The organism is Stenotrophomonas sp. FR010, from assembly GCF_047520755.2.
GTDB lineage: Bacteria > Pseudomonadota > Gammaproteobacteria > Xanthomonadales > Xanthomonadaceae > Stenotrophomonas > Stenotrophomonas sepilia.
Window position 1 is genome coordinate 68,163 of the sequence record NZ_JAXBQT020000013.1, and the last position, 20,287, is coordinate 88,449.

Annotated in this window: 35 protein-coding genes and 1 tRNA gene; 17 read left to right on the plus strand and 19 right to left on the minus strand. The window is 65.2% G+C overall.

Annotated features, from left to right (window positions below):
• The first annotated feature begins 48 nt into the window (after positions 1-48).
• The 3 genes from ACM0PK_RS13245 (at position 49) to ACM0PK_RS13255 (ending at position 1,904) form a co-directional block, all read left to right on the plus strand.
• A complete protein-coding gene (locus ACM0PK_RS13245) occupies positions 49-546 on the plus strand; it encodes a hypothetical protein (protein WP_414607132.1) in 498 nt (165 codons plus the stop codon).
• A gap of 141 nt (positions 547-687) precedes the next feature.
• On the plus strand, positions 688-1,662 hold the full coding sequence (locus ACM0PK_RS13250; RefSeq protein ID WP_049420161.1) for a hypothetical protein: 975 nt from the start codon (positions 688-690) through the stop codon (positions 1,660-1,662).
• A 143-nt stretch (positions 1,663-1,805) separates the two neighbouring features.
• Positions 1,806-1,904, plus strand: a tRNA-Lys gene (locus ACM0PK_RS13255).
• A gap of 60 nt (positions 1,905-1,964) precedes the next feature.
• Here the strand turns inward: ACM0PK_RS13255 and ACM0PK_RS13260 are convergent.
• From ACM0PK_RS13260 to ACM0PK_RS13350, 19 genes are all read right to left on the minus strand, one after another.
• Entirely contained in the window at positions 1,965-2,993 is a 1,029-nt protein-coding gene (locus ACM0PK_RS13260; protein ID WP_088497143.1) for a site-specific integrase, read from the minus strand.
• Complete coding sequence (locus tag ACM0PK_RS13265) at positions 2,993-3,205, minus strand: DUF4224 domain-containing protein (protein ID WP_087786648.1); 213 nt, start codon at positions 3,203-3,205, stop codon at positions 2,993-2,995. Before ACM0PK_RS13265 ends, ACM0PK_RS13260 begins: the two co-directional genes overlap by 1 nt.
• 11 nt (positions 3,206-3,216) lie before the next feature.
• Positions 3,217-3,399: a hypothetical protein gene (locus ACM0PK_RS13270; protein ID WP_414607131.1), complete on the minus strand. Its 183-nt coding sequence runs from the start codon at positions 3,397-3,399 to the stop codon at positions 3,217-3,219.
• Positions 3,396-4,337, minus strand: coding sequence for a phosphoadenosine phosphosulfate reductase domain-containing protein (locus ACM0PK_RS13275; RefSeq protein WP_414607130.1), 942 nt, complete (start codon positions 4,335-4,337; stop codon positions 3,396-3,398). Before ACM0PK_RS13275 ends, ACM0PK_RS13270 begins: the two co-directional genes overlap by 4 nt.
• Positions 4,337-4,486, minus strand: a complete 150-nt coding sequence (locus ACM0PK_RS13280) for a hypothetical protein (RefSeq protein WP_312562730.1) — start codon at positions 4,484-4,486, stop codon at positions 4,337-4,339. Before ACM0PK_RS13280 ends, ACM0PK_RS13275 begins: the two co-directional genes overlap by 1 nt.
• Positions 4,479-5,519 (minus strand): hypothetical protein, encoded by a 1,041-nt coding sequence (locus tag ACM0PK_RS13285; protein WP_414607129.1) that lies wholly within the window; start codon positions 5,517-5,519, stop codon positions 4,479-4,481. Before ACM0PK_RS13285 ends, ACM0PK_RS13280 begins: the two co-directional genes overlap by 8 nt.
• Entirely contained in the window at positions 5,516-5,746 is a 231-nt protein-coding gene (locus tag ACM0PK_RS13290; RefSeq protein WP_188240682.1) for a hypothetical protein, read from the minus strand. Before ACM0PK_RS13290 ends, ACM0PK_RS13285 begins: the two co-directional genes overlap by 4 nt.
• Positions 5,743-6,033, minus strand: a complete 291-nt coding sequence (locus ACM0PK_RS13295; RefSeq protein WP_165710893.1) for a hypothetical protein — start codon at positions 6,031-6,033, stop codon at positions 5,743-5,745. The genes ACM0PK_RS13290 and ACM0PK_RS13295 overlap by 4 nt, the downstream gene beginning before the upstream one ends.
• Positions 6,030-6,482 (minus strand): hypothetical protein, encoded by a 453-nt coding sequence (locus tag ACM0PK_RS13300; protein WP_087786642.1) that lies wholly within the window; start codon positions 6,480-6,482, stop codon positions 6,030-6,032. The genes ACM0PK_RS13295 and ACM0PK_RS13300 overlap by 4 nt, the downstream gene beginning before the upstream one ends.
• Entirely contained in the window at positions 6,479-6,700 is a 222-nt protein-coding gene (locus tag ACM0PK_RS13305) for a hypothetical protein (RefSeq protein WP_014036662.1), read from the minus strand. Before ACM0PK_RS13305 ends, ACM0PK_RS13300 begins: the two co-directional genes overlap by 4 nt.
• Positions 6,697-6,912 carry a hypothetical protein gene (locus ACM0PK_RS13310; RefSeq protein ID WP_197596396.1) on the minus strand — a complete coding sequence of 72 codons (216 nt, stop codon included), beginning with the start codon at positions 6,910-6,912 and terminating at the stop codon, positions 6,697-6,699. The genes ACM0PK_RS13305 and ACM0PK_RS13310 overlap by 4 nt, the downstream gene beginning before the upstream one ends.
• A complete protein-coding gene (locus tag ACM0PK_RS13315; protein ID WP_262093488.1) occupies positions 6,909-7,526 on the minus strand; it encodes a lambda exonuclease family protein in 618 nt (205 codons plus the stop codon). Before ACM0PK_RS13315 ends, ACM0PK_RS13310 begins: the two co-directional genes overlap by 4 nt.
• A 3-nt stretch (positions 7,527-7,529) precedes the next feature.
• Positions 7,530-8,279: an ERF family protein gene (locus tag ACM0PK_RS13320; protein WP_414607128.1), complete on the minus strand. Its 750-nt coding sequence runs from the start codon at positions 8,277-8,279 to the stop codon at positions 7,530-7,532.
• Positions 8,280-8,349: 70 nt separating this feature from the next.
• On the minus strand, positions 8,350-8,766 hold the full coding sequence (locus ACM0PK_RS13325; RefSeq protein ID WP_164235886.1) for a hypothetical protein: 417 nt from the start codon (positions 8,764-8,766) through the stop codon (positions 8,350-8,352).
• Between the two features lie 97 nt (positions 8,767-8,863).
• Positions 8,864-9,391: a hypothetical protein gene (locus tag ACM0PK_RS13330; RefSeq protein WP_414607127.1), complete on the minus strand. Its 528-nt coding sequence runs from the start codon at positions 9,389-9,391 to the stop codon at positions 8,864-8,866.
• A gap of 148 nt (positions 9,392-9,539) precedes the next feature.
• A complete protein-coding gene (locus ACM0PK_RS13335) occupies positions 9,540-9,794 on the minus strand; it encodes a hypothetical protein (RefSeq protein ID WP_414607126.1) in 255 nt (84 codons plus the stop codon).
• Between the two features lie 124 nt (positions 9,795-9,918).
• Positions 9,919-10,383: a hypothetical protein gene (locus ACM0PK_RS13340; protein ID WP_414607125.1), complete on the minus strand. Its 465-nt coding sequence runs from the start codon at positions 10,381-10,383 to the stop codon at positions 9,919-9,921.
• A gap of 135 nt (positions 10,384-10,518) precedes the next feature.
• Positions 10,519-10,683 (minus strand): hypothetical protein, encoded by a 165-nt coding sequence (locus ACM0PK_RS13345; protein ID WP_414607124.1) that lies wholly within the window; start codon positions 10,681-10,683, stop codon positions 10,519-10,521.
• Between the two features lie 142 nt (positions 10,684-10,825).
• Positions 10,826-11,314, minus strand: coding sequence for a helix-turn-helix domain-containing protein (locus ACM0PK_RS13350; protein WP_414607123.1), 489 nt, complete (start codon positions 11,312-11,314; stop codon positions 10,826-10,828).
• A 71-nt stretch (positions 11,315-11,385) separates the two neighbouring features.
• On the opposite strand from ACM0PK_RS13350, the gene ACM0PK_RS13355 reads away from it, so the two are divergent.
• The 14 genes from ACM0PK_RS13355 (at position 11,386) to ACM0PK_RS13420 (ending at position 20,193) form a co-directional block, all read left to right on the plus strand.
• Complete coding sequence (locus ACM0PK_RS13355) at positions 11,386-11,592, plus strand: hypothetical protein (RefSeq protein ID WP_197619462.1); 207 nt, start codon at positions 11,386-11,388, stop codon at positions 11,590-11,592.
• Positions 11,593-11,855: 263 nt separating this feature from the next.
• On the plus strand, positions 11,856-12,218 hold the full coding sequence (locus ACM0PK_RS13360; protein WP_414607122.1) for a hypothetical protein: 363 nt from the start codon (positions 11,856-11,858) through the stop codon (positions 12,216-12,218).
• Between the two features lie 82 nt (positions 12,219-12,300).
• Positions 12,301-13,158 carry a hypothetical protein gene (locus tag ACM0PK_RS13365; protein WP_414607121.1) on the plus strand — a complete coding sequence of 286 codons (858 nt, stop codon included), beginning with the start codon at positions 12,301-12,303 and terminating at the stop codon, positions 13,156-13,158.
• The gene (gene dnaB / locus ACM0PK_RS13370) at positions 13,155-14,600 is read left to right on the plus strand and encodes a replicative DNA helicase (RefSeq protein WP_414607120.1); all 1,446 of its coding nucleotides are present in this window, start codon (positions 13,155-13,157) and stop codon (positions 14,598-14,600) included. Before ACM0PK_RS13365 ends, dnaB begins: the two co-directional genes overlap by 4 nt.
• Positions 14,601-14,602: 2 nt before the next feature.
• Positions 14,603-15,070: a recombination protein NinB gene (locus tag ACM0PK_RS13375; RefSeq protein WP_180895305.1), complete on the plus strand. Its 468-nt coding sequence runs from the start codon at positions 14,603-14,605 to the stop codon at positions 15,068-15,070.
• 70 nt (positions 15,071-15,140) lie between these two features.
• Positions 15,141-15,569 carry a hypothetical protein gene (locus ACM0PK_RS13380; protein ID WP_414607119.1) on the plus strand — a complete coding sequence of 143 codons (429 nt, stop codon included), beginning with the start codon at positions 15,141-15,143 and terminating at the stop codon, positions 15,567-15,569.
• Positions 15,566-16,138, plus strand: a complete 573-nt coding sequence (locus ACM0PK_RS13385; RefSeq protein ID WP_414607118.1) for a RuvC family protein — start codon at positions 15,566-15,568, stop codon at positions 16,136-16,138. The genes ACM0PK_RS13380 and ACM0PK_RS13385 overlap by 4 nt, the downstream gene beginning before the upstream one ends.
• A gap of 2 nt (positions 16,139-16,140) precedes the next feature.
• The gene (locus ACM0PK_RS13390) at positions 16,141-16,377 is read left to right on the plus strand and encodes a hypothetical protein (RefSeq protein ID WP_050483592.1); all 237 of its coding nucleotides are present in this window, start codon (positions 16,141-16,143) and stop codon (positions 16,375-16,377) included.
• Positions 16,378-16,449: 72 nt separating this feature from the next.
• Entirely contained in the window at positions 16,450-16,962 is a 513-nt protein-coding gene (locus ACM0PK_RS13395; protein ID WP_414607117.1) for a hypothetical protein, read from the plus strand.
• 3 nt (positions 16,963-16,965) lie between these two features.
• Positions 16,966-17,280, plus strand: coding sequence for a hypothetical protein (locus ACM0PK_RS13400; RefSeq protein ID WP_032962289.1), 315 nt, complete (start codon positions 16,966-16,968; stop codon positions 17,278-17,280).
• 4 nt (positions 17,281-17,284) lie between these two features.
• Positions 17,285-17,515: a hypothetical protein gene (locus ACM0PK_RS13405; protein ID WP_032962287.1), complete on the plus strand. Its 231-nt coding sequence runs from the start codon at positions 17,285-17,287 to the stop codon at positions 17,513-17,515.
• On the plus strand, positions 17,515-19,113 hold the full coding sequence (locus tag ACM0PK_RS13410; RefSeq protein WP_414607116.1) for a portal protein: 1,599 nt from the start codon (positions 17,515-17,517) through the stop codon (positions 19,111-19,113). Before ACM0PK_RS13405 ends, ACM0PK_RS13410 begins: the two co-directional genes overlap by 1 nt.
• Positions 19,110-19,352, plus strand: a complete 243-nt coding sequence (locus ACM0PK_RS13415) for a Bbp19 family protein (RefSeq protein ID WP_165710856.1) — start codon at positions 19,110-19,112, stop codon at positions 19,350-19,352. Before ACM0PK_RS13410 ends, ACM0PK_RS13415 begins: the two co-directional genes overlap by 4 nt.
• Positions 19,336-20,193 (plus strand): hypothetical protein, encoded by an 858-nt coding sequence (locus ACM0PK_RS13420; protein ID WP_414607115.1) that lies wholly within the window; start codon positions 19,336-19,338, stop codon positions 20,191-20,193. Before ACM0PK_RS13415 ends, ACM0PK_RS13420 begins: the two co-directional genes overlap by 17 nt.
• Positions 20,194-20,287 lie beyond the last annotated feature (94 nt).

The window sequence follows — 20,287 nt, forward strand, 5'->3', positions numbered from 1 at the left end:
CGATCCCTTGTCGCAGCCTTTGCGACCGCCGGCCGTATCCTTCCGGCCATGCGCTCTTCCCACGGCTTCCGCACCGCCTCGATCCCCTCTGGCTGGGTCCAGACCGGTGAGCGCTGGGCGCTTTGGTACAGCGGCCGCGAGACGGCCAGCGTCACGCCCGACGGCGGTCCCGGGGTCCGGCTATGGATGGAAGGTCAGAAGATGTGGCAGGTGAAGGAAGTGCGCGCGGCCAACGTCCGGCAGGCGAAGCGGTACGCCGAGCGCTGGTGCGCGGCCAGACTCTATCCCGATCTGCCCCTGCGCCAGGCGGTTGCCCGGCTGACCGACAGCACCCCGATCCAGCCGGAGCCGCCGCTGCCCGGCCTACCGCCGACCCGTGAGCAGCAGCAACAGGCCCGGCGCCTGGCCGAGGCAGGAGCGAAAGAGGTCGAGCGGATCAAGGCAGCGCTGGAGCCGCGTAGGCCGCCGGCCGAGACGAAGCCCCGTCCGAGGGATGCACGCAAGGCATGGGTGAGGGCAGGGCTCCGCGATCTACGTGGTTGGTGAGCGAGGAAGGTTGCCGTTCTGCCGCTGCTACTATCTGTGCGATTGGCAGGCCACCCCTGCGCCTCCCCGAGCCAACTGCCCTTAAAGGCTTAACGCTCAGGTATGCTCCCAGCCTCGCCACTCTGAACCTGGTGTTAGCAAATGAAACTACAGAAGGAACTGCAGGTATCTGACGTATCTGACCTTGCACGCGCGCGCATTGCATTGGCTTTGCCAGTGCTGAAGGGTGTCTTGTTTGCCCTACAGCGGGAGCGCGTGGAACGGCTCGGTGGGTACGAGAAAATCACCTTGGCTGATCTTGCGCGTGAGTACAGGGAGGGCAGTGGCGACTGTGGAATCTGCTTTGAATACGCCGTGCACGATTCGTTGGTCGCTAAAGACAAGAATGTCTACGATCTTCTCAGTAATGTTTTGAACGACTTCTGTGGCATCAAGACGGGTGCAGAGTCCATTCTGTTTGGAGCTGAGAAGACCGGAAGCATTTCGCTGATAAATACGTCGCAAAGTCTTATCACTAACGATTCGCGAGTCTTGTCAGGAAAGGTGGGGCAACCCGCAAAGTTGAAAAAGCAGTGGGATACGATCCAAAAGGCGCTGCGTGATACCAAGGCCCGTGATCGTCTTCCGTCTAGTATCAAGGGGTTGTGGAAGGCGGATCTGTTCCTTGGTTCTTCCTCCGAGTCTCGGTGGGTCGGAACTTCATTGAAGCTCAATAAGTCTGACTTCCAAAAGGCGGCTGGAATTCGGCTCGGTATCTACCCTGAGACGAAGCTTGGTGAGTCGCCCCGGAGGGACGATGACAACAACCTTGTACTGTGTCCACTGCCCTACGATGCCAGTTTTATGGAGGCATTCTATTCTTCCTTCTTCGCCGTCAAGCAGTTCTTGCTGGCGGACGCCAAAGTGCCCAAGCCTGTCGCTCTTCCTAGCAACGCGGATCGCTTTCTCGCCCAGCAGTTTGAGGACCGTCGAAGCTTTCCAATCCTCGACGTAATTGAAGTGATGTATAGCCTTGGGCAGCCCAACCTGACCGCTGAAAGCGTCGTGGGCCCCGCAAAAGATGATGACCAGGCTCCCATGGACGCAGTGGCACCCGTTGCCCTCAAGTCCGAATAGGAGCCCGCGTATCCTCTGCCGTCGGCGGTGTGAGTTTGGGAATTGCCTATCGGTGTCTGGCTTCCTGGGGGAGGGAGCTTGAGGGCTTACCGTCCGTAAAAATCTCGTAGGATGGGCCAGTAGAAGGGAGTTTCTGTAGAGTCGGGCCGTAAATTATAATTCTATAAGTTGTTGATTTTATTCAATAGATTTATAGACTTTTAATCTTTTGGTCGAAGGTTCGAATCCTTCACGGCCCACCATATGCACCAAGGGTTTCAGCCCTTCCCCCTCGCTCCGCAAAATATCGACCGCTCCGCAATTCACTTCGTCGGGCTGGTCAAAGCACCGCGGCGCTTACGCACATAAATCTCTGTGGTGGTCACTGACTGGTGGCCGAGCTGCTGCTGTGCCTTCCGAATATCGCCAGCCGAATCGGCCTTATCGGTGCCGGCCTTGGCTCGCAGATCCCTGAACTGGAACTGGTCCTTCGGGATGCCGGCACGTTCGCGCGCTCGATCGAAGCGGTAGCGCAGCGCATCCTTGCCGATCGGCAGCCAGTCCTCGCCCAGCAACAGGCGCGTGCTGATCGGCGCATCGTCCGGTCGCTTCCTCGACAGCAGGCGGTCGATCAACACCTTCAGCTCGCCGGTAATGGCGATGCGCATCTGCATCTTCGTCTTGCTCTGGCGCAGCACCAGCACTCCGTCCTTGATGTTGCGGCGGTCCAGCTCGCGCACGTCCGCTGGCCGCTGGCCGGTCAGGTAGGCCAGGTCCATCGCGTCCTTCAGTACCTGGTCTGCAGCGTCGTACACCCGCTGCAGCACGTCGTCCTCCACGTACACGTCGCGGCCGTCCTCCCGGTTGCGGTTCACGCCCGCGCATGGGTTCGGCAGGTCGGTGTAGCCCTTCTTGCGGCACCAGTTCCAGAGGTGCGACAGCAGCGATTTCTCGCGGTTCGCGCTCACCGGCGCATCGCGGCGCCACTGCAGGTAGTTGAACACGTGCGTCGGCCGGATGGCATCGAGCGGTCCCGGTGGGTCGTCGAAGAACTCGATCAGCTTGTCCAGTTCGCGCTTGTTCGCCTTGCGGGTGCCCTCGGCCTTGGTGGGGATAACCTCGACCTGATAGCGCTCTGCGGCCTGGCGGAACGTCAGCTTCGCGCCTGCGGGGATCGTCGACGCCCGTTCGAACTCCGCCCACTTCTGGATGGCCAGGCCGTAGTCGCTACCCAGCGGGGTTTCCTTGCGCGGCTTGCCGCCGTGGTCGTAGTAGTAGTGCACCACGCCGGATTTCTGCTTGCGCTTGCGGAACCGGGGGATCGCCCCCGGCTTTGTCGGCTTCCTTCCCATCATGCGGCCTTGTTCGGTTTCCAATCGGTCGCCGGCGGCGTCTTCGGCTCCGGCTTGCCCTCGATCGCGGACCACAGCACTACTGGCCACCCGTGGGCGTCCAGATAGTGCCGGATCCCGTTGTTGCGCAGGAACTCGGCCTGGCCCTTCCGCCGCGGCGTGCGGCAAAGCGCCTTGATATCGTCACGGGACAGGTAGGGGCTGTCGGCCATGTTGTCCTCCTTCAGTTCGTGGCCAGCGCAGCGCGCAGCTGCTCGGTTGCCTGGGTTGCTGCATCGCGCAGGCGCAGCACCTCTGCGCGCAGGCGGATCACTTCATCGGCCGCGATCACCAGCTGCTCGCGCAGCACGTCCTTGGCCGGCTGCTTCATGCGGCGCGGTTCGCGGGGGAAAAGCTGGGCGGTCACGCAGCACCTCGCTCGCATAGCCCCAGGTCGGAATTGCAGCCGCCGCCGGCCTGCTCCTGAAAGAACAGGTCGAACTGCCGGCCGCCGCGACTCGTGCGGCTCCACTCCACCAGGGTGTCGATCCGCGAATAGGTGCCAGGCCGATCCACGTCGGTAGGATCGGTCACGGCGGGGAAGAACGTCGCGCTGCCTCGCTTGTTCGCAGCGGCTACCAGTGCCTCCCAGCTCCGAATCCGGTCAATGTGATCGGGGAACAGGTCGGCGATGTTGCGCAGCTCTGATTTCCGACAGTTGATGCATGGCATGCAACCGACTCGACCCATGCCGAGGGCATAGAGCGGGTTGGGGGCAATGCCATGTCGGCGGTGCTGGTCCCACACCTGTTCGACAGTCCAATCGAAGATCGGCCGCCACACGTGGCACCCGGACTCATGCCGGTTGAAGCGCGGCTGCTTGGCCCGGTTGGCGGATTCCTCGGCCCGGATGCCGAGCCATTGCAGTACCGGTCCAGCCTTCAGCATCGGCCCGACCACCTGGGTTGTGATGGGGATGGTCTTCAGTTCCTCAGTGCAGAACTGCGCCATGCGCGAGGGAAAGCGCCCCTTGCTGATGCACAAGTCGAGGAACGGGTTGCCCGTCGGCTCATGCAGCGCAGCGGCCTGGCGCTCGACTTCATCGGGGATGCCCTGGCCTGGCCACTTCTGCAGGATGTATTCGCGGTGCTGCGCGAGCTGCCGGCTGAAGTCTGCGCGGACAGTTTCGACCTCGGGGCCGCCGGTCTTGTGCGCCAGCTCCGCCACGTAGTCGTAGACGCGCTGATCCTCGTTGCCCGTATCAGCGAACACGGCACGGAATGGCCGGCCCAGCTCGATTGCGCGCAGGTAGACCGCGGTGCTGTCCTTGCCGCCGGAGACGTTGACCAGGTGTTGGATCTGCATCAGGCCACCGCCTTTCGCCAGCACCAGCGCAGCCCATTGCGCGCGGCGCGGCATGCGCGGCTGATCGCCCACAGGGTGGCGATGCCGGCCAGGAACCCGGCCAGGGCGAACACGTGGACCATTGCAGCGGTGAGCAGCTGGTCAGCCATTGCCGTCTGCCTTGCTGTCGATCAGGGCCAACAGCGTGCCGAACTGAAAGTCGACACTCTCGCCAGCGGCGCATTTTTGCCATGCTTTGCGGACGGCCTCGCGCACCGCACCCAGGTCCACGGCCTGCGCAGGCGTTGCATTTGGCACGGTGCAGTCACGGGTGTTGTTGGCAAAGCGCACGAACAGATGAGCATTCCACTTGTTGCTGATCTGCTCGAACCGCCGCAACGCTGCATCCAGCGCCCCGGAACGCGCGAAACTCTCGTCCGGCACCTCGGCGTCTTCAAACACAATCTTGTAGAACCCATCCGGAGGCAGATGCAGCTCCCCCACCGGCTGGCGGGTGCGAAGCCAGTGCTCCAGCAGGATCGCAACGGAGTCATGCACCGAAGCGGGCAGCGCCCCATCCGGGTTGATGCCCTCCCGCTGCACATGGGGTTCGATCATTTCGGCCAAAGTCCAGTACGTGTCGGCGGCGACGTTCTCTTCCGACTCCACCGGCTGGCGGGCGGCGACTTCGCGCAGCGCTTCAACCCGATCATGCAGAGACTCGGGTAGGTCGACCACTACCGGCTGGCGGGCGGCGAGGGCGGTGCGTGCGTAGTCCTGCATCTGCGAAGCGGTGTAAAGGTTGTTCTGCAAGCCCGTCTTGCTGATCGGGTAATTCGGGTGTGGTAGCGCGGGAAGCTCATCCCCCTGACCACCCGGGGAGGGCTGGGCGGAGAGGGCCTCAGCTGCCGCGAGGGCGCGCGACAGCCAGCGGATGCGGTCCTTGGCGGCGGTCAGGTAGGCGATCGCCGGGGTGGCGCCGCCGACGAGCTCGGCCATGGTCTGCCGCTCGTTGCCGTGCATGAACACAGCATTCGCCAGCTCGTCGTCGGTCAGGTCGCCCATGGCCAGCGCAGCGCGCTCGCAGTCGTAGCGGCTGCCATGCGGGTCCGGCTCACCAGATGCTGCCCAGCGGGAGCCGGGTGTGCCCAACTTCACGCATCCGCCGTGCTTCGCGGTCGCGAGGGTCTTGTCGTTGCTCATGCTGATTCTCCTTTGACGCGGGCGAGGGCGGCGTGGAATGCGGCCCACCGTTCGTTGGTGGCGTCTCGCTTCAAGTGGTCGCAAGACTCGATCATCTCGGCCAATGCGGCATGGGCTTCTTCAAGCGGTATCGCCCGGTGGGTGTAGCCGTCTTCTCGCATGAAATCGGCGGACTCCATGATCACCGCCAGCACATCAACAGCCAGGGTCTTGTTGTCGGTGGTCATGCAACCTCCTGCAGTTGGGAGGCCTGTTCAGCCTCGATCAGGGCATAGCCGATGGCTTCGACGCGTTCGCGCAGCTGGCGGCGTGCGATCAGCAGCTGCAGCGCGATGTGCCGGCGGTGGTCGTTGAGCTGGAACGTCCGCGTCTCGATGTGCAGCTTTCCGGCCAGGTCGCGGCGGAACAGGCGGTAGGTGAGGACGTGGCCGCCCAGCACCTTGTCGATGGACCGGCCCCAGGCGAAGCCCTCGGTGCGCTTCGGCAGCCGGCGGTCGTAGCGGTGGTGGGTCATGCCGCCTCCTGCAGTCGCATCGCCAGCGGCATCAGGAACGTGATTTCGTAGTAACCGTGCGTCATCGGGCCGACAAGGAAGCCTCCATCCGGGTGGGGATCCCATTCGTAAGCGCCGCCGCAGCAGATCACGGTGTGGTTGGTGCCGCGCGGGCTCAAACCCGACAGGAGGTAGTAGGCGTGCGGGTTGCGGGACCGCATGAAGCCAAAGATGTTCTCCAGGGTGGTGTCGCCGCCGAAGATCACATCGACAGAGCAAAGCCCCTGCGTTGCCAGATACTCAGCCTGCCCGGCTTCCCACTCGTAGCCCGGCACCGTGTAGGCCAGCTGCGTGAAATGCGGGACCTCCCACGGTTCCTTGTCCAGAAGGCAGGCAACGGCCGTGCGGTGACAGTCGCCGTAGATATCGTTGTGCGGTTCGTGGCGGAACAGCTGGTGACGGCGGATCATGCGTGGCTCCTGAAAGGCTCGCGCCGCACCGGGCCGAACCAGAGATTGACGTGATTGTTCAAACGCACCTGCAGCGGGTCGCGGCGCAGGGGGCGCAGCGGGTCGTGCAGGCGGCGCTCGGTGTTCCGGCAGGGCGCGCACGCGGCGGTGGCCTTGCCGTTGATCAAGGGGAAGAACCGCAGCGGCAGCCGGGCCGCGCACTTCGTGCAGGTCTTCATGCCGGCGGATCTCCGCGCAGGCCTTCCCAGGTCAGCGGGAACGGGCCACGCTTCAGCCGCGCGGCGGCCATCTTCTTGGACAGGCCCAGCGCCTCGGCCACTTCCATGGTGGTGACGCGCTTCCCGTCGATCACGTGGTCGAACTGGCGGGCGCGGTTGTTGCCGCCGCGCTTCGTGCCGACATGGGGATAGTCGTAGTTGAGGCCCCTCATGCCGCCACCTTCAGGCCGAAGGCCTGGCGCGCTGCGTGGTACTCGCGCAGGAAGCGGTCGAGGTGGCCCTGCAGCTTCTCGGTGAAGCCGTCGCGGTACACGCGCACGATCAGGGCGTCGTAGCCGGGGCAGTAGGACATGAAATCCCACCACTCGCGCTCGGTGATGATCAGGCTGCCGTGCACCTGGGGTTTGTGTTCGTCCGGCACACCGCCGGCGCGCAGCCACTTCACGTGGGTGGGGCCGTCCGGGCATTTGATTTCCAGCCCGCCGTCCAGCTGGATCAAGCTGTCCGGGCTGCAGCCGAGCGTGCCGGCATCGTTGAGGATGAATCCGACCTGCTGCGGCACCACCTCGCGCTCGAAGGCGTACAGCTCGCGCGCGTCGTCCTCGAGGAATTCCCCGCGCTCGGTGTGCCGGTTGCCGGTGAAGGACTGGCCGGCGTCCGGGCGCACAACCTCGTCGATCAGCTGGTTGATGTAGGTGTCAGCGGCAGCCGCGTACTCGCCCTTCTTGGGGGTGATGATGCTGCCGAACTCGCTGGCGGTCGGCACGCCGCGGCGGGCGGCGTACCATTCCGGCGATCGCTGTTCGAAGGTCAGGATCTGCGCCATGGGTCAGTCCTTCGGCTTGGTCGCTGCGGCGGCGCGGTTGAATGCCTCGCGCACTTCCGGCGGCAGGTTGGCCGGCTTGCCGCCGTAGGCCTGCAGCACCTCGGCCTTTCGCTTCGTGTAGTCCTGGTGGGTCTTCAGGCCGTCCGCCACCTGCACCCATTCCTGGGCAATCTCGCGCGCGATGCGCTGCTGCTCGTTCTCGCCGGCAGAGTTGCCGTCGTCGTCGTCGCCGATCGTCAGGTTGAAGATCATCATCACCAGGTAGCGCCGGCCGTAGCTGATGGCCGAGCCGCGCCCGTGCGTGGTGGTCTTGTTCTTCTCGCCCTTGATACCGACGTTGTCGATCGGGGCGTCGTAGGTGTAGGTCTTCGAATACCCACCGTCGTGCATCACGTCGCAGACGATCCCCACGTGGTCGGCCAGTTCCGAGCGGTCGGTGCCGAACGACAGGGAGAAGCCGTGGCGGGTGTAGATCGGGGTGATCAGCCGGTTGATATCTTCGAGCAGCGCATACCGGCTGTTGGTCTGCTTGTTCTTGCCGCGCTTCTGAATCGCGGGCATTTCCTTCTGGCAGGCCTTCATGGCGTCCGCGTAGGCGCGGGCCGCATCACGGTCCTGCATTTCCTTGTGCATTTCCCACATGCGTTCCAAGCGCTCGACACCCTGATCGGGGAGCAGCAGCGCCTGCTGCAGCGCCACGGCAAGGCCGGTGCCCGGCTGCTCGCTGGCTTCGGTGGTGACGATCTGATTCATGGGCATTTTCTCGACATGAAATGAGGTGCCCGGCTCTCGGAGCCGCCGCCGGGCGGGTGTGTGGTGTGGATCAATCGCGGCTTTCGGGGCTGATCGTCAGGCGCCACTTGATTGCCTCGGGGCTGAATGCGCCTGCTGCCAGGCCCTCCGCGATCTGCTTGATCAGAGGCGAGTTCTTCTTCGTGAGCTGGGCAACCATCTGCTCCTTGAGCGCCGCCTGCAGCGTGCCGATCTGCTCCTCGATAGCTGCGCGCGCGGCTTTGCGAATGGCGTCCCCGATGGCCCAGTCCAGCCACGTCTTATGGGATGAGTGGTGGTAGTTGCTCGGCTTTCCTTCGCTGTCCACCTGTGTCGCGAGGATCGTGCTGACCGCCTTTTCCAGCACGTTTGCGCTGCCGCCCAGCGCCTGCGAAATGGCTGCAGTGATGTTGGCCTGGATGATCGGCTCGATGACGTCCTGCGGAATCTGGAGAGTGGGTGCTGCCATGAGAAATGCCTTTGCCGGTACGGCCGGCGTTGTTGGAATGAATGCCGGCGTCGTGGAATCCCGGCCGGCGCGGGGCCCGTGAGGGCGGGGGAATGCGTTACGCGGCCAGGTCTTCCTGCTGCGGCTTGTTGCCCTTGGCCTGCTTGGTCGGCGGGATCAGGGTGATCTCCACGTCTTCCTGGATCAGCGCGCACAGGGCGCCGGCCTGCTCGGTGGTCGGGTGGAACAGGGCGCTGACGCCGACCTGCACGCTTCCGCCGTCCAGAGCCTCGAAGCGGAAGCGCTTCAGGGTCACCTCCGACAGCACCATCGGTTCGGACAAACCCAAGCCGGTGCCGATGACCAGCTGATAGCCCGGGTATTCCTCGTCCCACGACAGCGCGCCGAGGCGGGGGAACTTCACGGCGGTGAGGCCGTCGCTGCCCTCGATCAGATCCTGCTGCTCGCCCTGGCTGGGCTTGCGGTACAGCGTCTTGCGCAGATCCTTATTGAAGAAGTCCAGCACCGCGCTACCGGTGGTGGCCAACAGCTTCAGGTCGCCGGCCATCTTGTTTTCGTCGCCGTGCTTCTCGGCCCGGGGGTTGTAGTTGACGACCTTGGCGGTCGCGTCGATCAGTTCGAACATCGGTGGTGCCTCTCAGGAAGGCCGGCCGCGCCGGCGGGAAGTCAGGACCAGGCCAGCGGCCAGCACATGGCGGCTGCGAGCAAGGCGGTGATGGCGTAGCAGGCGAGGCAGGCGGCGAAGTCGCGCCAGCTGCGGCAGCCGATGGCGGTCAGAAAGCGCATGGGGCCTCCGATTCGCAGGCCGCCACAGCGGCGCGCAGGCGGTCGTCGGCGGCCATTTGGTCTGCCAGGTCGCGGGCTGCGAGGGAGGCGCGGGCGGCGGCGATGACTTCGGCCACGCGGCGATACTCGGCGCACAGTTCGTTGAACAGGTCGAGGTGGGCTTTTCCCACGCGCTCCCGGCGGACGCTCGCGCTGTTCTCGAAGTCTGTGGCCTCGCAGACAAGCAAGCCCAGCAGGGTCATGGCGCGCGGCGTCACGACAGCACCGCCTGCACCGCGACGGTGAAAGCCACACCGAGGCAGAAGGCCAGCAGGTAGCCCGAAGCCAGCTTCAGCGCCTGAAAGTGCAGGGCTCGGTCGGCGGCGGTCATGCGGCCACCTGCTGCAGTGCGCGGGCCATCTCGTCGGCGCACATCTGCGCCCGGGCCAGCATGTCGACCGCAGCCAGACCGCTGCAGGGGCGCATGGCGCGCATCCGGTACAGGCTGTAGGAGTGCCGGCGATCAGCCGCCCGGCGCTCGCTCATGGCCCAGCCGAAGCGGCCCTTGCGGTACTTCGCCACCAGCAGCAGCGGGTCGATCAGGCCGTCGGCAATCTCGCCTTCGCCGCCGCAGCGGCCGCAGACCACGCCGTACTCGCACTGCGGATCGCCGCTGGCGCTGTCGTTGCGGACGTGTTCGCCGGTGCCGTCACAGTCCGGGCAGGCGATGAAGTCATTGGCTGGGTGCAGCGGAAGGCCCCGTTCCTCGCGGGACAGCTCGCAGCAGCGCTGGTGGTCGCGGACGGTGGCATAGCCAAGCCGGGTGGTGCTGCGTGGCAGGTTCTCGAACATTTCGGACCCCGTTTCAGATGGCCCGGAAGGGCCGACGGGGAACAGTAAATCATCGGTTACTAGCGACAGTCAACAAAAAGTTACTTTCGGGGCAAAAAAAAGATGAACGACCGTTGCGTCGTTCATCTTTTCGCTTCAGCCGTAACGCGTGCGGATCAGCCCGGCATCCTCGAACGTTACCCCGTCCCTCATGCACTCCTGTGCCCGTTCGAGGTCGCGGTGTAGTTGGATCAAGTCATCGTCCGGAAGCGCTTCAATGCCCGTGTATCCGAAGCAGGCCTGGTCGATGAGCAGCTGCATGGCTTGCCCCCAGCGCCTGCGGTAGTGGCGAATCATCCGACAATGGGACTCTCGCAGAACAGCGTCCATAAAGGGCTCGTGCTGCTTCTGCACCAAGCGCAAATTGGGGCGCTGAGGCGCTTCGGCTCGCAATGCGGACGCTCTAGCCGCCAGCCGCTGTGCCAGTTCCTCGAACCTGCTTTCCTGCATCGTCTGTCCCTCTGATCCGTCTTGCCAGAACCTTGGTCAGGTCGATGATGTTGCTTGCGGGTGCATCTCCGCCGAACTCTTCGACCACCACGAACGCGGTCTCCAGAAGCAGGGCGTCGCCGACCCATTCGGCCGGGTCTCCCATGATTTCCAGATAGTGCCGGAGCACGTTCACCGCGGCGGCAAGCTTCTCGAAATCCGGTCGCGCAGACTGAGACGAGGCGGCGGTGGCCGATCGCGGGCCTTCACCGGTAGACAACCAGCGAGGGTTCACCGCGAAGTGTCGTGCCCACTCCGTCAGGAACACCCCATTTGGGGTGGTGTTCTGTCCCTTCTCCAGTCGACCGACGTACTGCTTGGTCGTGCCGACAATGTCGGCCATCTGCTGTTGGGTCAGCTGCGCTGACTTCCTCAGCTCTTCGAGTCGGGCACCGATAGTCATGTAACGAATGATTGACTGAAACGGGGAAACCATGGTTGACTGTGCGCGGTAACCAATAGTTGACCAGCCGAATGAACCCGACTCTGACTGAAGCAAAGGCCGCCTTGGGCATTGAGACCAATGCCGAATTCGCCCGTTTCCTTGGACTGCCGCGGCAGTCGATGACCGGGCGTGAAGACGACAAACCGATCCCCGACGCTTGGTGCTGGAAGGCCGCTCAGAAAAGGCCTGACCTGTTTGCACCGACGCCAAAGAAGAATCGCCGTAAGGCCCCGTGACATGACCACCTCATCGCGCCTTGGCGGGGAAGGGCACCACGGTGCCCGTGCCGGGCAGCGGTGGCTCACGGCGCCTGCGGGGGTATGGGCGCACATCGACCCTTCGACCCTGACGGATCAGGGCGAAGCACTTCCCGCTGATCCACTGGAATTTCAGATCCACGACGTTGGATCGCGGCTTACGAACTGACCTGGGCATTCAAGGCTTCCATCTGAGAGGCCTTCTTTTTCGCCCGCAAACCCTTGGCAAATAAAGGCAAATCATGGAAAGCATTGGCAAGCAACAGGACAACCTACGCCTTGTGTTCGGTGTGCACAGCGCGCCGAAGGATGCCCCGCAGAAGCTGCTCCGCCAGATCGAATCGGCCGCGCAGGCCCTGGCGGTATCGATGCAGGCCGGTGGCCACAAGCTGGCGACGATCGCCGCGGCGATTGGCAAGTCGGAGAGCTACGTGTCGCGCATGCGCACCGGCGAACGTCCGATCCCGGCCCGCCTCGTGCTGGCGCTGTGCGCCGCGACCGGCTCCAACCTCATCCGCCAGTACATGGTCCTGCAGGCGGCCCTGGAACAGCCCGACCCGCGCTCGGAGATTGCGCGCCTGGCGGGGATGCTGAGGTCCGCCTGATGGACGCCACTGAAAAGGCGCTGCTGGCTGTGCGTGTGCTGTGGCACACCGCCGCTTACCTCCACATGCTGCGGGGTGCGTGATGGCCCGAATCCGCACCGTGAAGCCTGAGTTTTGGTCCAGCGAGCAGGTGATGGAATGCTCGCCGATGGCTCGACTGCTGTTCATCGGCCTGTGGAATTTCTGCGACGACGCCGGCAACCACGTTGCCAGTGCGAAGACCGTCAAGGCCGAAATCTTCCCCGCTGACGATATTTCCTCGTCGGACGTGCAGCGAATGCTCGACGAGCTTTCGTCGAATTCCCTGATCGCCTTCTATACCAAGGGCGACAAGGACTATTTGCACGTCACCGGCTGGAAGAAGCATCAGAAAATCGACCGTCCCACCTTCAAACATCCGGCCTATTCGGAAGACGATCGACGAGGCCTCGACGAGTCCTCACCCCCGGAAGGGAATGGAAGGGAAGGGAAGGGAAAGGAGAAAGAACAATCCTCGCTTCGCTCGGATTCGTCCGCGTCTTCGCCGCTGACCCTGGACGGTGGCAGCGCAGCGCAGGGTGAGAAGCCCGAGCAGCAGGACCGCAAGCAGATCCGGATCACGGTGATCGCCAACGAGGCCAAGGACGCATACAACGCGATCATGGCCAAGCCGCACGGCGAGCTGCCGGCGTGCACCGTGCTGAACAAACCGCGCATCAAGGCCGTGGAGAAGGCGCTGCCGACCGTGCGCCAGCTGTGCATGCAGCTGTTCGGCAGCGAGCGGGTCACTCCCGATTTCTGGAAGGCCTACTTCGAGACGGCAGCGGCCGATGACTTCCATGCTGGCCGGCTGCCCGGTGGTCCTGGCCACGAGAACTGGAAGCCGGACTTCGAGTACCTGTTGCGCGAAACGGTGATCGCCAAGCTGGCCGACCGTGCGCTGTCCGAGGTGGCCCAGTGAACGCGCTGCCGGACTACTACCGCGAGGAAGGGCTGCGCATGCTGCCGCAGGCGATCGAGGCGGAGCAGGCGGTGCTGGGCGGGCTGATGCTGCGGCCGCAGGCCTGGATGGACGTGCAGGACGTGCTGACCGCGCAGCAGTTCTACCGCCGCGATCACCAGCTGATCTGGCAGGCCATCGAGGACGTGCTGAAGAAGGGCCGCGAGGCCGACGCCGTCACCATCGGCGAGTGGTTCGAATCACGCGGCAAGCTGGAACTGGTTGGCGACGGGGCCTACCTGATCGAGTTGTCGGCCACCACGCCGTCGTCGGCCAACGTCCGTGGCTATGCCGAGATCGTGGCCGAGACGGCCAAGCGCCGCGCCCTGATCGACGCCGGCCAGGAGCTGATCGACGCCGCTTACAGTCCCGAGGGCCGCAGCGCGCTGGACCTGATCGGCTCCGCTCAGACCCGCATCGGCAGCCTGCTGGACAGCGAGCCCTGCGACCTGGAATCGGTGGCGCCGGTGATGGAGCGTGTCTTCCACCGGCTGGGTGAGAGGGCTAACAACGAGGGCGGCATCAGTGGCCTGACCACCGGCGACCACGACCTGGACGAGCTGCTGGGCGGCCTGCAGCCCGGCGGCCTGTATGTGCTGGCCGCCCGCCCCAAGATGGGCAAGACCACCAAGGCAATCAACGTCGCCGAGCATGTGGCGCTGCGCCTGCGAAAGCCGGTGGCGGTGTTCACCTTCGAAATGCAGCCCGAAGAGCTGGGCGACCGCATGCTGGCCAACCAGGCAGGCATCAACGGCACGCGGATCCGCACTGGCAAGCTGGACGACGTCGATTGGGCCAACGCATCCGAGGCAACCCGCAGGCTGTCGCAGGCGCCTATCTTCGTGAGCCGGCCGAAGCGCGCCAGGGTCGAACACGTGTGCGCGCAGATTCGCCGCATGCACGCGCGCGATCCGCTGGGCCTGGTGGTCATCGACTACCTGCAGTTGATGGAAGTGAAGGGCGACAACCGCGCTGCCGGCATCGGCGATATCACCCGGACGCTAAAGCTCACCGCCAGCGAGCTTGGGGTGCCGTTCCTGCTGCTGAGCCAGCTCAACCGCGAGCTGGAAAAGCGGACGGACAAGCGGCCGATCGTCGCCGACCTGCGCGACTCGGGCTCGATCGAGCAGGACGCGGACGCGGTGATCTTCATCTACCGCGACGAGATCTATCACCCCGATAGCCGCTGGGTGGGAACTGCCGAGCTGATCGTGGCCATCCAGCGCAACGGCGCGCCCGGCATGGTCCGGCAGCTCTACCAGCCCGAGTACTTCCGGTTCTCGCCCCTGCCCGAGTACTGGCAGCCCAAGCAGACCAGCGCCAGCGCACCCGCCGCCGGCACCGCACCCAGGCAGAAGCGCGGCTTTGCCGGCGTTGCAGCTGCCCGCCAACAGGAGGACTGAGCGTGAAGAACAACACCTTCATCCTGCGGATCGAGAACGCCCGGGACGCGATGAAAGCCGCGTGGCTGTTCGCCTGCGAGTACCTGCAGGTAGGGCGCGCCGTCCGCGTCACGGTCGAGGAACACAAGCCGAGCCGCAGCCTCGAGCAAAACGCCATGTTCCACGCCATCTGTGGCGAGCTCGCCAAGCGGAAGAAGTGGGCCGGCCGCTACATCGATGACGAGGGCTGGAAGCGGCTGCTCGTCGATGCCTGGGCGCGCGAGTCGAACCGACAGCAGGGCGACGTGGTCCCGTCTCTGGACGGAGCCAGCATCGTCAACCTGTCGATCCAGACCCGGCGCATGACGGTGGCTGACATGGCCGACCTGATCACCTTCGCGCAGAGCTGGGCCGTGGAGAACGACGTGCTGCTGCGCGACGTGGCGCCGCGCCGGGACCAGAAGTTGGCTAACGAAGCGAGGGCCGCATGATGCGAAATGACAGTGCCAGCATGGGCTGGAAGCGACGGTTCCTGCTGTTGCCGCGGTGTGTGGAAGGCAAGTGGCACTGGCTGAAATGGTGCTGGTCCAGGTTCTGCGGCGACTGCACGGAGTGGGTTTTCGAAGAACCGCCTTGCTCAGTCTGCGGCGGAGGGCCTGTCTTCTGCAGACACTGCATGGACCGTCGGGGGATCCGGTGAGAACGAAGAACGCCAAGGCCTTCACCAAGGCCGAAGACGCGCACGTTGAGCTGGTGAAGCTGTGCCCGTGCAGCGTCTGCGGCCGCGCTGCGCCGTCTGAAGCCCACCACATCAACCAGGGCGACCACTTCACCACGGTGGCGCTGTGCACCGACTGCCACCGCGGCAGCGAGAACGGTTGGCACGGCCGCCGCACCATGTGGCGCATCTACAAGATCGACGAAGTAGGCGCCCTGAACGAAACCATTCGCAACGTACTGCTGCTACTCAGCACAAGGGGGATTCGATGACCATGCGCCTCACCTTCGGCATTGACCCGGGCCTGTCCGGCGCGATCGCCACCCTGATCGACGGCGAGCCCGGCCCGGTGCTGGACATGCCCACCATGGACGTGGACGGCTGGGACGAGATCGACGCCCGCGCGGTGACGGTGTTCATCCGCGAACAGCGCGCCAACCACCCCGGAGCCTACGTGTCCGCCTGCATCGAGAAGGTGGGCGCACGCCCGGGCGACGGCGGCACCAGCGCATTCCGCTTCGGCCAGGGAACAGGGAATCTGCAGGCCATCCTCGAGGTGCTTGGCATCCCGACCACTCGGGCGATCCCGGCTGTGTGGAAGCGAACCTTCGGCCTCCTGAAGCAGCCCAAGGACGCTGGGCGCCTCCTGGCCTGTGCCCGATTCCCCGCGGCAGCCAAGACCATGAGCAGGAAGAAGGACAACGGCCGAGCCGATGCCCTGCTCATCGGTCTGTGGCACGAGAACACCCAGCTCGGAAGCCATCTGCTGGGAGGGGAGGGGGAAACTGCCCCTGCTGCGCCTCGCGTGCGCGCGCGCGTTTGCGACGAAGCGGCGGCCTGAGCATGAGGCGGCTGGCGACAGACCCTGATCGCGTCGACTGGTTTCAGGTCCTCACCGACCTGAGCCGGAAGGGCGTGCCGGTGCTGGCCGTGTCGTCAGCCATTGGCGTGCCGCAGTCGACCATCCTGGGGTGGAAGCAGGGCGCGGAACCGAAGTTCGCAGACGGCGAGCGGCTGGTGGCGCTGTGGCTGGGCCTGACTGATCGCCCCATCGAGCAGCTGCCGCGCATGGGGAAATAGTCGGGAATCCGCATGGGCGGGTGGCGAACACTCCGGGCTGTTCGCCACCCATGCAGCCCACAGGAGCAGCACATGCCCGCGCCCGAACTGACCGTGAAAGTCCCCGGCGAAACCGCCGACACCAGCGCCGCCGCCGCCGGCACCACCACCACCACGCCGCCGGATGAGCGCCTGGCCGCCGTCCTGACCCTGTCCAAGCAGACCGTTGCGGTCATCACCGAGGCGCTGCCCGGCTTGGTGGCCGGCGACCTGATCGCCCTGCGCGACCTCGAGGTGGCAGGCAGCAACCGTAAGGGTGTGCTGGAAGCCATCGAGGCCGAGGACGCACGCCGCGCTGCCATCGGCCAAGCCACCGACGACCAGCCGGAATCGTTGGAGGCAGAGGTCGTCCGCCTGCGCGCGGAGAACGAAGAACTGCGCGACCGCGTGCAGCAGATGGAAGTCGAATGGGCTGCCCAGCAGAGCAGCATGGCCATCCAGCTCGGTGGCCAGCGCCAGGCCAACACCGCGGCCCCGGTGTCCAGTGGCCAGGCCGTGCTGACCCCCGACGGCTGGGTTGTCCCCGAGCCGCAGCCGAAGGCCTGAGCCATGTGCGGCAACAAGGCCAAGATCATGGACCCGGCCGGCCTGCTCACCGGCAAGAACGCCAAGTACGCGGATCCGCTCGGCATCACCAAGACGGCCATCGGCGATCCCACTGGCGACCTTCGGAAAGAGCGCCAGCGCATCGCCGCTCAGGAGGCGGCCGACCGCAAGGCCCAGGAGGATGCCAAGAACGTCCTACCGAACGCCCTGGCCGATGCCAGGCGCCTGGCCGCGCAGTCCACGGAATCCACCCTCAACCAGCGACTGAAGCGGCGCAGTTCCTTCGCCGTAAGTCTGCTGGGCTCTGCAGGAGGCTGACCCCATGTGTGGGAAACCCAAGGCACCCAAGGTCGTCGAACGCGACCCCGTGGCCGACCAGCGCGCCGCCGAGGCGCAGGCCACCACCCAATCCAACCTCGAGCTGGCATCGCGCCGCCGCCGCCGCCGCGAGTCGTCGCTGCTGACGCTGGGGGCGCAGGGCCTGGCCGGTGGTAGCGGTGGCCGCTCGCTGCTGGCCAGCGCTGTTGGCAAGTCCACCCTGGGCGGTGCCTGATGAGCGCCGGTGCCCGCATCCACAAGCGCCTCGGTGAGCTGAAGTCTCGCCGGCAGATCCACGAACCCACGTGGCGCCACTGCTTCGAAATGACGTACCCGCTGCGCGCCGATGGCTTCGATGGCCAGCAGCTGGACGCCCAGCAGGGCATGCGCAAGCGCGGCGAGATCCTGGACAGCACCGGCACCGACGGCTGCCGCATCCTGGCCTCGGGGATCATGTCGGGCCTGACCCCGGCCAACTCGCGTTGGTTCGAGCTGGACGTGGAGCAGGCCACCGACGACGAGAAGGAATGGCTCGGCGAGGCAGCCGACACCGTCTGGACCAACATCCATCAATCCAACTTCGACGCCGAAGGCTACGAAGGGTGCCTGGACGCGGTAGCCGCGGGCTGGTTCGTCCTCTACATCGACGAGGCGCCTGACGGTGGTTTCAGCTTCCAGCAGTGGCCGATCGCCACCTGCTACGTGGCCAGCACCCGCGCCGATGGCCTGGTCGACACCATCTACCGGGAACACAGGCTTTCGGCTGAGGCTGCCGCCGCGCAGTTCGGGGCCGAGAACCTGAGCGAGCAGCTGCAGAAGCTGGTCAAGGACAAGCCGCTGGAACTGGTGAGCTTCATCACCTGCATCGAGCCGCGGCCCATGCACGTGGTCGGCGCGCGCTTGGCCAGGAACCTGCCCTTCGCGTCCTGTGTGGTCGAGGCCAACACAAAGCACCTGGTGCGCGAGTCGGGCTACCACGAGTTCCCCTGCGTGGTGCCGCGCTGGATGCGCCTGCCGAACAGCGCCTATGGCGTCGGCCCGGCCTTCGACGCGCTGCCCGACATGCGCATGCTCAATGAGCTGAAGGCCATGCAGCTGGCCGCGGCGGATATCGCCATCGCCGGCATGTGGATCGCTGAGGACGACGGTGTCCTGAACCCGCGCACGGTCAAGGTCGGCCCGCGCAAGGTCATCGTGGCCAACTCGGTCGACTCGATGAAGGAGCTGAAGACCGGCAGCGACTTCCAGCTGGCCGAGTACATGGTGACCCACCTGCAGGCGGCGATCCGCAAAATCTTCATGGCCGATCAGCTGCAGCCGCAGGATGGCCCGGCCATGACGGCCACCGAGGTGCACGTGCGGGTGGAGCTGATCCGCCAGCTGCTGGGCCCGATCTATGGCCGCCTGCAGGCCGAGTACCTGCGCCCCATGGTTACCCGCTGCTTCGGCATCGCCGCCCGCGCCGGCGTGCTGGGTCAACCGCCGGAGTCCTTGGCCGACCGCGAGTACACGGTGAAGTACGTCTCGCCGCTGGCCCGCGCGCAGCGCCTCGAGGAAGTGACCGCGATCGAGCGCTTGGTGCTGAACATGGGTGCGCTGGCACAGGCCACTGGCGATTCCAGCGTGTTCGACCAGCTGGATACCGCCGCGGCCGTCCGCATCACCGCCGAGGGGCTGGGCGTTCCGCCGGACGTGCTGCGCAGCCAGGACGAAGTGCTGGAAGTCCAGCAGGCCAAGCAGCAGGCAGCGGACGAGCAGCGGCAGGCAGCGGCCGTTGAACAGGTGGCCATGGGCGCAGCACAGCAGGCCGTTGGCCAGCAGGCAGCCGCATGACCGACCAGCGCGAACGAGTGACGCCGGAAATGTACGCCCGGGTGTTCGAGAACCACGCCGAGGGGGCGCTGATCCTCGAGGACCTGGTGCGGCGCTTTGGCGGTAACCCCTACGTCCGCGGCGGTCTGGACGGCCAGCGACAGACGGATTTCAACGCGGGGGCGCTGTCGGTCCCCACCTTCATCCTCAATCAGATCAACCAGGCGAACGGAGTACCCAACGATGAGTCAGCAGAATGATGCCCCCAACCCGACCGACGGCGCCCCCGCCGCGCCCGCCCCGGCAGGTGACCCCTCGCTACTCCAACAAGGCGCGGGAGAGGAAAACGCGTGGCTGCCGGAGAAGTACCGTGTAAAGGTCGACGGCAAGGACGAAATCGACTTCCAGGCGTCGGCCCGCAAGCTGGGTGAGGGTTACAAGGCCCTCGAGGCGAAGCTGGGCAGCGGCGCCACCGGCACCGTGCCGGAGAACGCCGATAGCTACCAGCTGACCGTGCCGACCGACGCCGAGGGCAAGCCGCTGGTTGAAGGTGTCGACCTGCAGGATTTCATGGCCGACCCGATGTACAAGGCCCTTGCCACGAAGGCCCACGCGGCCGGCATCAGCAACGAGAAGATGAATTTCTTCGTCGGCGAATACCTGCAGATGGCACCGCAGCTGTTCGAGGCCAACCTGCAGCTTGGCGCCGACGAGGCCCGCCAGACCCTGTCGGCAGTGTGGAAGGACGACGCAGCCATGAAGTCGGGCCTGCAGCGCGCCGCCCGCGCCGCCCAGGGCTTCGCAGCACCGGCCGGCCAGCCCGGCAACTACGACAACGTGATGCAGAAGTTCGGCAACGATCCCGATTTCCTTGCCCTGATGGCCAGCATCGGCAAGGAAATGGGCGAGGACAAGCCGATCGCGTCCGATCCCGTTGCGTTGCAGGACTGGCAGGACCAGGTGGACGAGATCCGCGCCAACCCCGCCTACAGCGACAAGAACCACCCGCAGCACAAGGCGTTGATGCAGAAAATGGAAAGCCTGTATCAGCGCAAATACGGCACGCAGCAGCGCCAGCTCGGCGGCGCAGCAGTCCGCTGAGGCATAGCGAGCAGATCAGGAGAGCCCCGCCAAGCGCGGGGCTTTTTTGTACCCGCGCAAATAGTCGGGATTCCGAATTGGCCGGGCAGCCATC